Origin of the sequence: Micromonospora sp. L5, assembly GCF_000177655.2 — a bacterium.
GTDB classification, from domain to species: Bacteria; Actinomycetota; Actinomycetes; order Mycobacteriales; family Micromonosporaceae; genus Micromonospora; species Micromonospora aurantiaca.
Window position 1 is genome coordinate 2,218,608 of record NC_014815.1, and the last position, 13,080, is coordinate 2,231,687.

Annotated in this window: 13 protein-coding genes; 2 read left to right on the plus strand and 11 right to left on the minus strand. The window is 74.3% G+C overall.

What is annotated here, in order from left to right; all coding sequences use genetic code 11:
• Positions 1 to 86: 86 nt before the first annotated feature.
• The 9 genes from ML5_RS10765 to ML5_RS10805 form a co-directional block, all read right to left on the minus strand.
• Complete coding sequence (locus tag ML5_RS10765) at positions 87 to 2,348, minus strand: catalase (RefSeq protein WP_013474701.1); 2,262 nt, start codon at positions 2,346 to 2,348, stop codon at positions 87 to 89.
• A 92-nt stretch (positions 2,349 to 2,440) separates the two neighbouring features.
• The gene (locus ML5_RS10770) at positions 2,441 to 3,103 is read right to left on the minus strand and encodes a 4'-phosphopantetheinyl transferase (protein ID WP_013285223.1); all 663 of its coding nucleotides are present in this window, start codon (positions 3,101 to 3,103) and stop codon (positions 2,441 to 2,443) included.
• The gene (locus ML5_RS10775; protein ID WP_013285224.1) at positions 3,100 to 3,924 is read right to left on the minus strand and encodes a metallophosphoesterase; all 825 of its coding nucleotides are present in this window, start codon (positions 3,922 to 3,924) and stop codon (positions 3,100 to 3,102) included. The genes ML5_RS10770 and ML5_RS10775 overlap by 4 nt, the downstream gene beginning before the upstream one ends.
• A 75-nt stretch (positions 3,925 to 3,999) precedes the next feature.
• Positions 4,000 to 4,950, minus strand: a complete 951-nt coding sequence (gene pip, locus ML5_RS10780) for a prolyl aminopeptidase (RefSeq protein ID WP_013285225.1) — start codon at positions 4,948 to 4,950, stop codon at positions 4,000 to 4,002.
• 43 nt (positions 4,951 to 4,993) lie between these two features.
• Positions 4,994 to 5,368: a hypothetical protein gene (locus ML5_RS10785; protein ID WP_013285226.1), complete on the minus strand. Its 375-nt coding sequence runs from the start codon at positions 5,366 to 5,368 to the stop codon at positions 4,994 to 4,996.
• A gap of 124 nt (positions 5,369 to 5,492) precedes the next feature.
• On the minus strand, positions 5,493 to 6,962 hold the full coding sequence (locus ML5_RS10790) for a hypothetical protein (protein WP_013474702.1): 1,470 nt from the start codon (positions 6,960 to 6,962) through the stop codon (positions 5,493 to 5,495).
• A gap of 136 nt (positions 6,963 to 7,098) precedes the next feature.
• On the minus strand, positions 7,099 to 8,061 hold the full coding sequence (locus ML5_RS10795) for an anti-sigma factor RsbA family regulatory protein (protein ID WP_013474703.1): 963 nt from the start codon (positions 8,059 to 8,061) through the stop codon (positions 7,099 to 7,101).
• On the minus strand, positions 8,058 to 8,885 hold the full coding sequence (locus ML5_RS10800; RefSeq protein WP_013474704.1) for an MEDS domain-containing protein: 828 nt from the start codon (positions 8,883 to 8,885) through the stop codon (positions 8,058 to 8,060). The genes ML5_RS10795 and ML5_RS10800 overlap by 4 nt, the downstream gene beginning before the upstream one ends.
• 23 nt (positions 8,886 to 8,908) lie before the next feature.
• Positions 8,909 to 10,018, minus strand: a complete 1,110-nt coding sequence (locus tag ML5_RS10805; RefSeq protein WP_013474705.1) for a hypothetical protein — start codon at positions 10,016 to 10,018, stop codon at positions 8,909 to 8,911.
• Between the two features lie 175 nt (positions 10,019 to 10,193).
• On the opposite strand from ML5_RS10805, the gene ML5_RS10810 reads away from it, so the two are divergent.
• Entirely contained in the window at positions 10,194 to 10,655 is a 462-nt protein-coding gene (locus tag ML5_RS10810; protein WP_236619400.1) for a GNAT family N-acetyltransferase, read from the plus strand.
• A 271-nt stretch (positions 10,656 to 10,926) separates the two neighbouring features.
• Here ML5_RS10810 and ML5_RS10815 read toward each other — a convergent pair whose 3' ends face one another.
• Positions 10,927 to 11,442: a 2'-5' RNA ligase family protein gene (locus tag ML5_RS10815; protein ID WP_013474707.1), complete on the minus strand. Its 516-nt coding sequence runs from the start codon at positions 11,440 to 11,442 to the stop codon at positions 10,927 to 10,929.
• 99 nt (positions 11,443 to 11,541) lie between these two features.
• Here ML5_RS10815 and ML5_RS10820 point away from each other — a divergent pair, with 99 nt between their 5' ends.
• The gene (locus ML5_RS10820; RefSeq protein WP_013474708.1) at positions 11,542 to 12,048 is read left to right on the plus strand and encodes a DinB family protein; all 507 of its coding nucleotides are present in this window, start codon (positions 11,542 to 11,544) and stop codon (positions 12,046 to 12,048) included.
• On the opposite strand, the gene ML5_RS10825 is transcribed toward ML5_RS10820, so the two are convergent.
• Positions 12,035 to 13,012, minus strand: a complete 978-nt coding sequence (locus ML5_RS10825) for a glycoside hydrolase family 88 protein (RefSeq protein WP_013474709.1) — start codon at positions 13,010 to 13,012, stop codon at positions 12,035 to 12,037. The two genes, ML5_RS10820 and ML5_RS10825, sit on opposite strands and share 14 nt — an antisense overlap.
• Positions 13,013 to 13,080: the final 68 nt, after the last annotated feature.

The following is a 13,080-nucleotide window of genomic DNA, read 5'->3' on the forward strand; positions in this document are numbered from 1 at the left end:
CCGTCGATGAGTGACGGCCGGTGAGCGGTGGCGTACGCACAGCGTGGGGCGGCCCCGTCCGGGACCGCCCCACGCGCGACTCGGGATCAGGCGACCGAGGCCGGGAACCTCTCCCAGACCCGGTGCGCCGCCATCAGCCGCTGCACCTCGCCGAGCACCTCCGTGCCGGAACCACCGGTCACCACGCCCGGCGTGCCTGTGACACCGGCCTGGTGCAGCACCTCGGCGCCCGCGCCCCAGGCGCCGATCACCTTGGCGTGCCGCCACGCCTCCTCGACCAGCAGCAGCACCCGCGGGTCGACGGTCGGGGAGCCCGGCGCGCCGGCCTTGGCGTCGCGGGCCGGCAGCGCGTCCGGCGCCGGGGCCGGGGCGCCGGCCAGCAGCACCGCGTCGAACTCGACCGAGCGGCCGGTGGCGAACGTGCGCTGCACCGGCAGCCCGTCGACGGTGCCGCCGTGCGCGGCGATCAGCAGCGGCACCATGCCGGCGGCGAAGACCTCCCGGCGTACCTCGTGCACGTCGCCCAGGTCGGCCTGGGCGTCGACCACGATGCCGACCATCCGGCCGTCGGCCGGCCACTCCCGGCCCACCTGGGACAGCGCCGGGCTGGGCTGCACCTCCGCCTGCGGCACCGTGGGCTGCGGCACGGGCAGGCCCAGACCGATCGCCACCTGCTCGCACAGCACCGGGTCGACGTTCGCCAGGCACTGGAGCTGCCGCTCCTTGATCGCCTGGTGGTAGCACTTGCCCAGCTCGAACGTGTACGCCCGGATGATGTGCTCCTTCTCCACCGGCGACATGCTCTGCCAGAACAGGCGTACCTGGCTGTAGTGGTCGTCGAAGGAGGCGGGCGCGGCCCGTACCTTCGGCGCCTCGGCCACAGTCACCGGCGTGTCCACGAACGCGTGCTCGCGGTCGCCGGCCGGGAACGGGTTGCCCCCGTCGAGCGAGTTCGGCCGGTACGGCGCCACGCCCGCGTGCACCGCGTGCTGGTGGAAGCCGTCACGCAGCATGTCGTTGACGTCGGCGTGCGGCCGGTTGATCGGGATCTGGGTGAAGTTCGGCCCGCCGAGGCGGGTGAGCTGCGTGTCCACGTACGAGAAGAGGCGGCCCTGCAACAGCGGGTCGTTCGTCACGTCGATGCCGGGCGGCAGGTGCCCGACGTGGAACGCCACCTGCTCGGTCTCGGCGAAGAAGTTGCGCGGCGTCTTGTTCAGGGTGAGCTTGCCGATCGGCTGCACCGGCGCCAGCTCCTCCGGCACGATCTTCGTCGGGTCGAGCAGGTCGATCCCGGCGAACGTCTCCTCGGGCGTGTCCGGGAAGACCTGGATGCCCAGCTCCCACTCCGGGTACGCGCCGGCCTCGATCGCGTCGTACAGGTCGCGGCGGTGGTAGTCCGGGTCGATACCACCGATGAGCTGCGCCTCCTCCCAGGTCAGCGAGTGCACGCCCAGCTTCGGCTTCCAGTGGAACTTGACCAGCACCGTCGCACCGGCCTCGTCGACCATGCGGAACGTGTGCACGCCGAAGCCCTCCATGGTCCGGTAGGACCGCGGGATGCCCCGGTCGGACATGTTCCAGATGGTGTGGTGCTGCGCCTCGGTGTGCAGCGAGACGAAGTCCCAGAACGTGTCGTGTGCGCTCTGCGCCTGCGGGATCTCCCGGTCCGGGTGCGGCTTGCCGGCGTGGATGACGTCCGGGAACTTGATCGCGTCCTGGATGAAGAACACCGGGATGTTGTTGGCGACCAGGTCGAACGTGCCCTCGTCGGTGTAGAACTTGGTGGCGAAACCGCGGGTGTCGCGGACCGTGTCGGCCGACCCGCGCGAGCCCAGCACCGTGGAGAAGCGGACGAAGACCGGCGTCTCGCGACCCTTCTTCAGGAACCCGGCCCGGGTCACCTCCTCGGCCGTGCCGTACGCGACGAACGTGCCGTGCGCGCCCGCGCCCCGGGCGTGCACCACCCGCTCCGGGATCCGCTCGTGGTCGAAGTGGGTGATCTTCTCCCGCAGGTGGTGGTCCTGGAGCAGGACCGGGCCGCGCGGACCGGCCTTCAGCGAGTGGTCGGTGTCGCGCAGCCGGGCGCCGTTGGCGGTGGTGAGGTAAGCGCCCTGCTGCCCCTTGGCGATCTTCGGCACGCCGGTCTCGGCGCCGGTCGGGGTCCGGGTGTCCGGCGCGCCCTGCTCGTCCTTGGGCGGCAGCGGCCCGTGCGGCGTGGTCGGCTCCTCCAGCGGTGGCGGCGCGCTGCCGGGAGCGCCCGGCACGTCCGGAGTCAGCGCGTCGCCGACCTTCTCGACGGCGGCTTCGACGACACCCTTGACGATCTGGGTGGGCTTGCTGGATTCCATCAGGACCTGTCCTCCTACAGCGAAATGTCCAGGCCCCTTCGGCCGTACCCCAGGTCAGGGCGGGCAAACCGGAACAATCGCGGTAACGCCGGTCAGGACCGGCGCGGCACGGCCACGGCGGTGAGCAGCAGCCCGCCGCCGACCAGCCAGCGGCCGTCCAGGACGTCCAGCGGCGGGCCGCCGTCGGTGCGGGTGCCGTCGACCAGGATCCGGGCGGTGAACCGGCCGGCCCGGTCGAACGTCAGCTCCGCCTCCTCGAACCCGAGCCAGCGCCCGGTCAGCGGGTACCACGCCTTGTAGACCGACTCCTTGGCGCTGAACAGCAGCCGGTCCCAGTGCGTCGCCGGGTCGGCGTCACGCAGCGCGGCCAGCCGCTCCGGCTCACCCGCGGTGAGGACGATCCCCGCCACGCCGTCGGGCAGCGGCTCGTGCGGCTCCGCGTCGATGCCGAGCCCGGCCAGCGCCCCGGCCGGGGCCACCGCCGCCGCCCGGTAGCCGGTGCAGTGCGTGATGCTGCCCACCACGCCGTCCGGCCAGACCGGCTCCCGGCGGGGGCCGGGACGGATCGGCGCCGGGGCGTACCCGAGGCGGGCCAGCGCCTCCCGCGCGCAGCGGCGGGCGGTGACGAACTCCTGGCGGCGCGCGGCCACCGCGCGCGCCACCAGGTCCTCCTCGCCCGGGTACGGCGTCTCGTCCGGCACGTCGGCGAACGCCTCGACGGCCAGCGCCCCGGCCGGCAGCAGCGTTCCGATCATCCGAGGATCCGTTTCATGGGCGCCGGCTCGCCGCCGCGGCGCCGCCACTCGCGCGGGTAGCCCAGCGACACCTCCTCGAAGCGCACCCCGTCGTAGTGCGTGGTGCGGGGGATGTGCAGGTGGCCGTAGACCGCGACGGCGGCGCGGTGGCGCACGTGCCAGTCGGCCGTCCGGTCGGTGCCGCACCACTGGGCGAACTCCGGGAACCAGAGCACCTCGGTGGGCTGCCGCACCAGCGGCCAGTGGGTGACCAGCACTGTCGGCAGCGCCGGGTCGGTGGCCTCCAGCCGCCGACGCGTCACCTCCAGCCGCGCCGCGCACCAGGACTCCCGGTCCGGGTACGGGTCGGGGTGCAGCATCATCTCGTCGGTGCACACCACACCGGCGTCGTACGCCGCGCGCAGCGACTCCTCCTTGGTGGTGGTGCCGGGCGCGCGGAACGAGTAGTCGTAGAGCAGGAACAGCGGCGCCACGGTGACCGGCCCGCCTTCGCCCCGCCACACCGGGTAGTCGTCCTCCGGGGTCAGCACGCCCAGCTCGCGGCACATCGCGACCAGCGCGTCGTAACGGGCCACCCCGCGCAGCGTCACCGGGTCGTTGGGGTGGGTCCACAGCTCGTGGTTGCCGGGCGCCCACACCACCCGCGCGAACCGGTCGCGCAGCAGCCGCAGCGTCCGCTCCACGTCGGCGAAGACCTCGCCGACGTCACCGGCCACGATCAGCCAGTCGTCCGCCGTCTCCGGCCGCAGGCCGTCCACCACGGCGCGGTTCTCCGCGTACGACACGTGGAGGTCACTGACCGCGTACAGCGCACCCGTCACCCGGCCGATCTTGCCAGCGGCGCCCCCGGATGACCAGGCTCGCCCGCCGGGCTGTCGGGGGTCCGACCGGCCCGGTCAGCCGACCCTCGCGGTCACCTCGTCGAGCGCGCGCAGCACCTCCCGGGTCACACCCGGCTCGGCGGCGGAGTGCCCGGCGTCCGGCACGATCCGCAGCGTCGCCTCCGGCCACCGGCGGGCCAGGTCGTACGCGGACACCGGCGGGCAGCACAGGTCGTACCGGCCGTTGACGATCACGGCGGGCAGGTGCCGGATCCGGTCCACGCCGTCGAGCAACTGGCCCTCGGCGAGGAAGCCGCCGTGCACCGCGTAGTGCGACAGGATCCGGGCCACGGGCAGCGCCTGGTCGTCGGCGGTGAAGTGGGCGAGCAGCTCCGGGTCGGGCCGCAGCGACGAGTTGACCGCCTCCCACCGCCCCCAGGCCCGCGCGTACTCCCGGGCCCGCGCCTCGTCCGGGCCGTGCAACCGCCTGTGGTACGCGGCCAGCACGTCGTCGCGTTCGCCGGGCGGGATCGGCGCGACGAACCGCTCCCACTCCTCGGGCTGGAGGTGGCGCAGCCCGCCCTGGTAGAACCAGTCCCGCTCGCTGCGCCGCAGCAGCAGCACGCCGCGCAGGACCAGCCCGGTCACCCGATCCGGGTGCGCCTGCGCGTACGCCAGGCCGAGCGTGGTGCCCCACGACCCGCCGAACACCAGCCACGAGTCGATGCCCAGCCGCTGCCGGATGGTCTCCAGGTCGGCCACCAGATGCCAGGTGGTGTTGGCGCGCACCTCGCCGTGCGGGGTGCTGCGGCCGGCGCCGCGCTGGTCGAACAGCACGGCCCGGTGACGGTCGGGGTCGAAGAACCGGCGGGCCACCGGCACCAGGCCGCCGCCGGGCCCACCGTGCAGGAACACCACGGGTACGCCGTCCGGCCGCCCGACCTCCTCCACGTGCAGGACGTGGCCGTCACCGACCGGGATCCGGTGGGTGGCGTACGGCTCGACGGGCGGGTGCAGGCCGGTCATGTCCTGTCATTCTGCCCGGCGTGGGCGTGCCGGGTGGTCCCGCTCAGCAGGCGACGTTGCCGCCGAGGTTGTCCAGCAGCGCGTCGGCGACCCAGCCGGAGACGCCTGTGGTGACGTCCCGCAGGTACGTCCACGTGTAGGTGGTCTTGCCGTTCGCGGTGACCCGATCACCGCTGGCGAAGCAGTGGAAGTCGACCGTGTGACTGAGCTGCCCGTAGCCCAGGGAGGCGCAGGTGGTGTGCGGGCCGGTGCGGATGTTGACGTTCGTGGCGTTGAACAGCTGGCCGAACTTGCCGTCCACGTTGGAGTGCGAGTGGCTGCACCCGGCGCTGGCCGGTCCGGCCGTACCGGCCACCACGGCGCCCGCCGAGGCGACGGTCAGGACGACGGCGGCACCGATCGAGGAAATCTTCCGCATACCCGTCAACCCCCGAATAAAGATCGAGATGCACCAGCAGATCGATCCAAATATTTGCATATAGCAAGGTCGATGGGCAAGATGCGGCGCCGCCGGCCCGGCCCGGACCGGCGGCGCCGAAGTCTCAGGCGGTGGCCGGTACGCCGTTGTCCGTACCCGTGGTCTCCGCCTCGGGCACACCGCGCGGAGCCGGCGTGCGGACCGCGAACGCGTCGAAGCTCGGCCCGTCCAGCCGCTCGACGAACGGCTCCACGACCGGCGGCTCCGACCGGTCCGGCTCGATCGCGTCCGGCTCGGTCCGCCCGTCCACGGCCCGGGGCGTCACCTCGGCCGGCACGGTGATCGGCGGGCGCGCCGCCACCTGCGGGTACTCGGCTGTCTCCCCGCCGCCCGCGGCGGCCGCCATGACCGCCGCCGCGGCCAGGTCGGCGACCCGCTTGGCCTCCCGCTGCACCCGGGCCCGGGTCTCCTTGGCGTGCTGCTCGGCCAGGTCCGCGGCGCGCCGCGCCTCGTCCAGCCGCTTGGTCTCCGCGGCCAGCTCCCGGCGTACGCCGACCAGCCGCTCCTCCACCTCCGCGCCGGTCCGCTCGATGGTGGCGATCTCCCGGCGGGTGTCCTCCAGCTGCCGGGAGACGCTCTCCAGCTCCGCCTTGAGCCCGGTCAGCGTCTCCTGCCGCTGCTGGATCTCCCGCTGCACGCCGGCGAGCTGCTCCTGGTGCGCCGCCGTCTCCTCGTCGGCCCGCTCCCGGACCTCGGTGGCGTACTGCTGCGCCTCGGCGACCAGCGAGGCGATGTCCTTCTCCGCGGCGGCGGCCCGGTCGGCCAGCTCCTGCTCGGCGGCGGCCCGCCGCTCGTCCAGTTCCTTGGCCATCGTGGCCTGCCACTGGGCCAGCTCCTGCTGGGCCTTGCTGCGGTTGGCCTGGACCTCCTGCTGGATCTGCGTCCGCGCGGCCTTCACCAGCGCCTCGGACGCCGAGCGCGCCTGCTCGACCTGCTGCACGCTCTGCTCGGTGATCCGCTTCGCCTCCTGCTGGGCCCGGTCGTGCGCGGCCTGACCCTCGACGCGCAGCTTCTCCGCCAGCTCCCGCACCGCGGTCAGCTCCGCCTGCGCGGCGGCCCGCCGCTCCTCGTCCACCCGCTCCTGCTCGGCCCGGCGGGCGGACAGCTCCTCGTCCAGCTCCCGCCGCTCCCGGGCGGCCTGCTCCTGCGCGGCGGCGAGCAGCTTCTCCGCCTGCCCCTGGACCTCCTCCGCGCGCCGGGTGGCCACGTCGGTGATCTGGCCGGCCTGCTTCTCGGCCAGGTCCAGGATCTGGTCGACCATCGGGCCGAGGTCGCGGAAGGACGCCCGGTCCACAGCCGTCGGACGGTCGCGCAGCTCCACCGCCTCGGCCTGCACCCGCTGCACCTGCGCGGTCAGGTCGCGCACCTGCGCGTACGCCCGGTCCCGCGCGGCGGTCAGCGCGCTCACCTCGGCGTCGATCTGCTCGACGTACCGGTCCACCTGACGTTTGTCGTAGCCGCGCAACGCGGGATCGAACCGGGGCCGCCCGGACAGGTCGTCGTGGGGTGCGAACGGCTCGGCACCGTTGGACATTCGCCATCCTCCGTCGGTTCGCCAGCGCCAGGCCGGCGGATGACCGCCCCGCAGGGCACGATGAGGCGCTACGGTACCGCGTCCGCGCGCGAGGCTCGCCCCGCCCCGCCCTCCTGCCCGCCGACCGGCGGCACGGTCAGACCGGGAAGTGCGGGTTCCCCGCCGTCAGGCGGATGGTGAAGCCGGTCGCGTCCCTGTGGTACGTCACGTGGTCGCAACTCTGGTGGCTGATCCACAGGCCCAGACCGCCGTCGGAACCGTCGCCCGCCGGCAGCAGCCCGGCGAACGGGTCCTTCGGGCCGGTCCCCCGATCGTGGACGGTCACCACGATCCGGTCCGGCGCGCGCCACAACCGCAGGCACACCGGCGGCTCACCGTGGCGCAGCGCATTGCTCACCACCTCGCTGACCGCGATCACCAGGCCGTCCAGGCCGTCGGGCGGCAGCAGGCCACGGTCGGCGGCGCGCACCTCCGCGCGGGCGCGGGCCGGCGTCGGGTCGACCAGCTCGACCAGCGGCGCGGTCCGCTGCACCGGGTCCGCGGGCGCCGGACGGAACTCGGTCAGATAGCTCGTCGGGTCGGTGTAGAGACCGGCCGTCTCGTGCCCGCCGTCCGTCCGTGCCACCAGCGGGTGGGTACGCGCCACGTCGGCGAGCACGTGCGCGGGCGTGCCCCGCCGGTCGTAGGCGCAGATGCCCCAGAGCGGGAAGTCGTCGTAGGCGTGGTTGATCGCCGACTCGTAGCGCGCCCACCAGTCCCAGGTCGCGCCGAGCAGCACCGGCGGCAGCTCGCCGACCATCCGGATCTGCGCCGCCCCCGCCGCCACGTACGACGCGAGCAGCTTCCGGTAGGAACGCAGCGCGACGCTGGGACGGGCGTAGACGTCACCGACCGGCAGGAACGTGACCTCGGCGCCGGTGGGCAGCGCCCGGCGCACCAGCTCGGCGTTGCGCTCGTCCAGGTTCACCGCCGTCGGCTCGCCGGCCGCGATCCCGTCCAGCAGGAACGGCAGCGCCACCGCCAGCAGCTCTTCCTCGGAGTCGTAGACGAACGCCTCGTGGAAGTAGCCCACGTGGCCGAAGGCCGCGCCGCTCCTCATCGGACGACCTCCACCCGTACCTCCGACAGGCCGAGCAGGTCGACGAGCCGGGCCGGGGCGCGGCTCGGGGTGCGCAGCACCGCGACGGCGTCGTGCCGGCGGGCGTGGTCGCGCAGGTGCAGCAGGCTGCGGTGGTCGACGAAACGCAGCTCGGCGGCGTCGAACACGACCCGGCCCGCCACCGGCCGCGGGTCGGCCCGCTCCAGCGCGGCGGCGAAGTCCCGGTGGTTGGACGGGTCCAGCTCGCCGGCCAGCGCCACCACCGAGTCGCCGTCGCCGGCGTGCAGCCGGAACAGCACGTCCGCGTTCGTCACCGAGTGCAGGCAGGCCAGCTCGGCGATCGCCGCGTCGTCCAGCTGCCGGCGGTCGTAGGCGCAGACCGCCGACATCGGCCGGTGCCGCATCCAGTGGTCGATCCGGTGCTCGTAGCGGGCGAACGCGTCCCGCTGGGCGGGGGTGCGGACCAGGCTCGTCGCCTCGGCCAGCACCCGCAGGCCGGTGTGCCCGGCGGTGAGCGCCTCGGTGGTGGCCCGCACGTACGCCCGGACCTGCCGGTCGGGGTCGACGATCTCGTCGTGCCGGTACGCCTCGCCGACGGGAACCAGCCGTAGCGCGTCCCGCCGGCGCGCGGCGTCGACCCCGGGGACCGAGGCCAGCCAGCCGGTGACTGTGGCGCGATCCTCCGGACAGACCACCCATACCTGCTCACCGGCGGCGAGACCGGCGCTTACCTGCTCGACCGCCAGCGCGCGCAGCGTGGCCGGGTCGTCGTAGGCGAGGCAGCCATGGGTGTAGCCCGGGTACGTCACGCCCCCGCTGGTCACCGACTCCGCCTCATGGACCCAGTCTATGCCCCGTCCACCTGGAGATCGCGCCAGGCCGTGGCCTCGGGCGGCGGGTCGCCCAGCTCGAACTCGGCCCAGTTGTTCCAGTACGCGATCGCGTCGACGTCGGTCTGCTGCCGCAGCCACGTGACGTGCTCGCGGATCGTCCGTGCCCGGCCCGCGCCGGTGGTGTCCGCGGCGGTACGGCTCAGCCCGTACTCGGGCACCAGCAGCCGGATGCCCGGGTACGCGGCGCGTACCTTGCCGAAGGCCACGCCGAACATCCGGGAGGCGGGCCAGTACGCGGCGGTGTCCCGGGAGTAGCAGTCCACGCCGTAGTGGGTCATGCCCGGGTAACCCCAGTCGGCCGGGTTGCCACGCCCCTCGTCCAGCCAGTAGCGGGTCACGATCGGGCCGTGCCCGAGCACCCACCGCCGGTTGCGGTGCGCCGCCAGGATCTGCGTCACCCGGCTCGCCGTCGCCCGATACGTGGCCGGGGCCACGTCGCCCATCGGCTCGTGGTACCAGGTCAGATAGATCGGGCGATTCACGCCGTCGAGCCAGCCGGCCAGCTGCTCGACGTCGTCCTTCCAGCTGACGTGCATGACGGCCGAGGGCGCGTCGGCGAACTTGCCGGCGTTCAGCGGGGGCAGTTCCGGCAGCGCGTCCGCGTCCGGGCCGTCCGTGCCGAAGTCGCGCATGTAGCGGATGCCCGGATAGTCGGCCACCGCGCGCTGCGTCCGGGCGCCCTTCTCGGCGCTCATCCCGACCAGCAGCGGCACGGTCAGCGTGGTGGTGCCCGTGCCGGTGCGGCCGGCGCCGTCACGCGCCGTCGCGGTCAGCGTCACCGTGCCCCGGCCGGCCAGCACGGTGACTGTGAAGCGGCCCGGTTCGGCGCCGCTCGGTGTGACGGTCACCCCCGGCGAGGCGCCGGCGAGCTGGATGGTCAGCGGGACGCTCAGGTCCACCCGGACCGGGCTGTCCCAGGTGACGCCGGTGGGGTCGCTGACCCGGCCGGCGAGCGTCAGCAGGCGCGAGTCGGGGTGATAGGCGTCGACCCGGACGGTGGTCGACTGCCCGGGCAGCAGGACGGTCTGGTCGGCGGTGACGGAACGGACGACGGGTGCGGCCATGAGGCTCTCCTTCGACGTGCTTCGCTGCCGCTCCGGCCGCACGTCTTCGGGTGGCCAGAATGGCTCTGACCTGCGCTTTTACCAGCTTGCGTCGGTTCGGCCCCGATCGTCAGGGTGGCCGCAGATGGCGCGAAACCCGGTCGCCGCCGCGCTGTCCCGCCCGCATCCTGGACCGATGCCGATCATCGTGCGGGACCTGCGCGTGCCGGACTGGCCGCACCTGTGGCCGATGCTGCGGGACATGGGCGTGGGCGGCGACCCGCCGGAGGCCCACCGGCTGCGGTTCGCCGCGCTGCTGGCCGACCCCTGCTGGGCGCTGCTCGGCGCCACCGACGCGGGCGGGCTGGCCGGGTACGCCGCCGCCCAGGACCACGGGCCGCACCTGCGTTCCGGTGACGCGCACCGCACCGTACGCCTGCACGACCTGTACGTCCGGGCGGACCGCCGCCGCGACGGGGTGGGCAGGTCGTTGTTCGACGCGGTCCGCCGGTGGGCCGCCGGGCGGGCGCGGCACCTGGAGTGGCAGGCCCACCACGAGCGGGCGGCGCCGTTCTACGAGCGGCTCGGCCACCGGGGCGACAGGTGCCCGCAGCCGGACTACCCGACCTTCCTCCTCGACCTCGCCCCTCGGCAGTGACCCGCCTTCCCTTGGCGCCAGCTCACCGCCCGACCATGATCGACACCAGGTCGGGGAGGTGGCTGCATCGGCGATGGTCTGATGCCCCCACTTCCCCGGCCTGGTGTTGATCATGGGGCGGGATGGCACCACTTCGGGGAGGTGGTGTGGATCACGGCTGTGGATGGATCGACACCGGTTCGGCGAGGTGGGGCTGTCGGAGGGGGTCTGATGCAGCCACCTCCCCGAGGTGGCGTGGATCTTGGCGGGGCGGGGCGGGGCGGGGAGGGAGTCAGGGGAGGGGGTGGGAGATGTCGCGGGCGTGGTCGGCCACCGCCGCGCCGACCACCGTCGCGGTCAGCGGCAGCACCTCCAGGCAGCGGCGCACCGCCGCGCCCATCAGCGGGTTCGGCACCCGCATGGACAGCGTGCAGTGCGGCACCCAGCGGCCCGGCCGATAGTGCTCGACCACCTCGACGCCGGCCCGCGCCAGCCGTTCGTGCACCGCGGCGTGGTGCGCCAGCAGCTCGGGCGTCGGCGCCGGCCCGAGCCAGAGCACCCGCCCGAGGAACTGCCCGGCGTGCTGGAACTCCAGCCGCAGCGGCGCGGCCACCACGGTTCCGGCGAGCGCCTCGGCGACGCGCTGCGGGTCCAGGCGGGGCGCGACAGCCAGCGAGACGTGCGGGCGGTGCCGCTGCGCCAGCAGGGAACGCATGCTCGGCACCCCGTCGGACTCCAGCAGGTCCCACAGCACCCGGATTCGCCGGGTGGCGTCGGTGTCCAGATACAGCTCCAGCGCCGCGACCACGCGATCACCCTAGAGGCGGGGCCCGCGCCGAGGTTTGCCGGGCACGCTGGGCGGTACTGCCCGAGGGTACGCACGACAGGACAGGGGAGTGAGGCGCGCGTGGACGTGACAGACGTGCTGACCGAGGCGTACGGGCGGTTGCCGGATCTGGTCACCGGGGCGCTCGACGGGCTCGACGCGGCCCAGCTGCGGCAGGCGCCGGCCGACGGGGCGAACCCGGTCGGCTGGCTGGTCTGGCACCTGACGCGGATCCAGGACGACCATGTCGCCGACGTGATGGGGGAGCCGCAGCTCTGGGCCACCGGCGACTGGGCGGGGCGGTGCGGCCTGCCGCCGGACCCCGCCGACACCGGCTTCGGGCACGGCCCGGAGCAGATCGCCGCGGTACGCCCCGAGAACGGCGGCGTGCTGCTGGACTACCACCGGGCGGTGGTGGACCGGAGCCTGGCGTACCTGCGCGGGCTGAGCGCGGCCGACCTGGACCGGGTGGTGGACGAGAACTGGGATCCGCCTGTGACGCTCGGGGTGCGGCTGGTGAGCGTGCTCGACGACGACTTCCAGCACGCCGGTCAGGCCGCGTACGTGCGGGGGCTCATCCTGCGCTGAGCGACGCACCGGCCCGGCGCAGCGCGGCGTGCCCGAGCAGGTGACACGCCTGCGCCTCGGGTGAGGTGCCGGGGCGCTCGAAGTCCGGCGCCCCGCTGACGCCCGTCACCCGGCCGTACGCGTCGATCCGCCGGGCGGCGGCCGCGAGCAGGTCCGCGCCCGCCTCGAACCACGACCGGGCCAGCCACCCGTCGGCCACTCCGGTGAGGGCCGCGTACCCGAGCAGCTGGGCGGTGTTGGCCTCGCGGAACGCGTCCGGCTCGTCCAGCACGTCGGGGAAGAGGCCGTCCGCGCCCCGGTACGCGAGGCAGGCGGTCAGCACCTCCTCGACGTGCCCGGCCAGCCCGGCGCGGAGGTCACCCGGCCAGTCCGGCGCGAGCCGCAGCGCGCGGGCGATTCCGGCGACCACCCAGCCGTTGCCGGTGCCCCAGGGGCCGGGCCGGTCCGGTTCGCCCCGGTCCTCGTCCCAGCGGGCGGCGTACAGGCCGGTGCGCGCGTCGTACAGCCTTCGCCGGTGCCCCGCGACCTGGGCGGCGGCCGCCTCGGTCCGGCCGGTGAGCGCCAGCAGCGGTACCACCATGTAGATCGTGTCCGCCCAGACCTGGCGGCCGTCGAGCAGGTGGAACAGCGTGCCGTCGGCGGCCCTCGGTGCCCGGCGGGTCAGCCAGTCGAGCTGGGCGTCCAGCGCCACGCCGTACCGCCGGTCGCCGGTGCGGCGCGCGGCGTGCCGGACCACCTCACCGCACGCGGCGCCGTTCACCGCGCCCACTGAGCCGGCCGGCTCCCCGAGCCGCCCGTCCGGCCTCTGCCGGGTCACCGCGGCGTCGGCGACCAGCACCGCGGCCTCGTCCAGGCCCAGGTCGAGCAGTGCCTGACCGAGGATCCCCTGCTCCCAGGACTCACGCTGCATGGTCAGCAGCGCGAGCAGCACCCGGTCGGCGGTGGCGTCCCCGGTTGTCGGCATGGGCCCAGGGATACCCGCCGCTCCGCCGCACCTCACCCGGACCGGGTGAGTTCGCCTCACCCGCGACG

Bases quoted from the DNA above. Each gene is read 5' to 3' on its own strand.
- ML5_RS10795 (WP_013474703.1), bottom strand. From the start codon at position 8,061: ATGAGGAGCGGCGCGGCCTTCGGCCACGTGGGCTACTTCCACGAGGCG.
- ML5_RS10825 (WP_013474709.1), bottom strand. From the start codon at position 13,012: ATGCCGACAACCGGGGACGCCACCGCCGACCGGGTGCTGCTCGCGCTG.
- ML5_RS10790 (WP_013474702.1), bottom strand. From the start codon at position 6,962: ATGTCCAACGGTGCCGAGCCGTTCGCACCCCACGACGACCTGTCCGGG.
- ML5_RS10805 (WP_013474705.1), bottom strand. From the start codon at position 10,018: ATGGCCGCACCCGTCGTCCGTTCCGTCACCGCCGACCAGACCGTCCTG.
- pip (WP_013285225.1), bottom strand. From the start codon at position 4,950: ATGACCGGCCTGCACCCGCCCGTCGAGCCGTACGCCACCCACCGGATC.
- ML5_RS10810 (WP_236619400.1), top strand. From the start codon at position 10,194: ATGCCGATCATCGTGCGGGACCTGCGCGTGCCGGACTGGCCGCACCTG.
- ML5_RS10765 (WP_013474701.1), bottom strand. From the start codon at position 2,348: ATGGAATCCAGCAAGCCCACCCAGATCGTCAAGGGTGTCGTCGAAGCC.
- ML5_RS10770 (WP_013285223.1), bottom strand. From the start codon at position 3,103: ATGATCGGAACGCTGCTGCCGGCCGGGGCGCTGGCCGTCGAGGCGTTC.
- ML5_RS10785 (WP_013285226.1), bottom strand. From the start codon at position 5,368: ATGCGGAAGATTTCCTCGATCGGTGCCGCCGTCGTCCTGACCGTCGCC.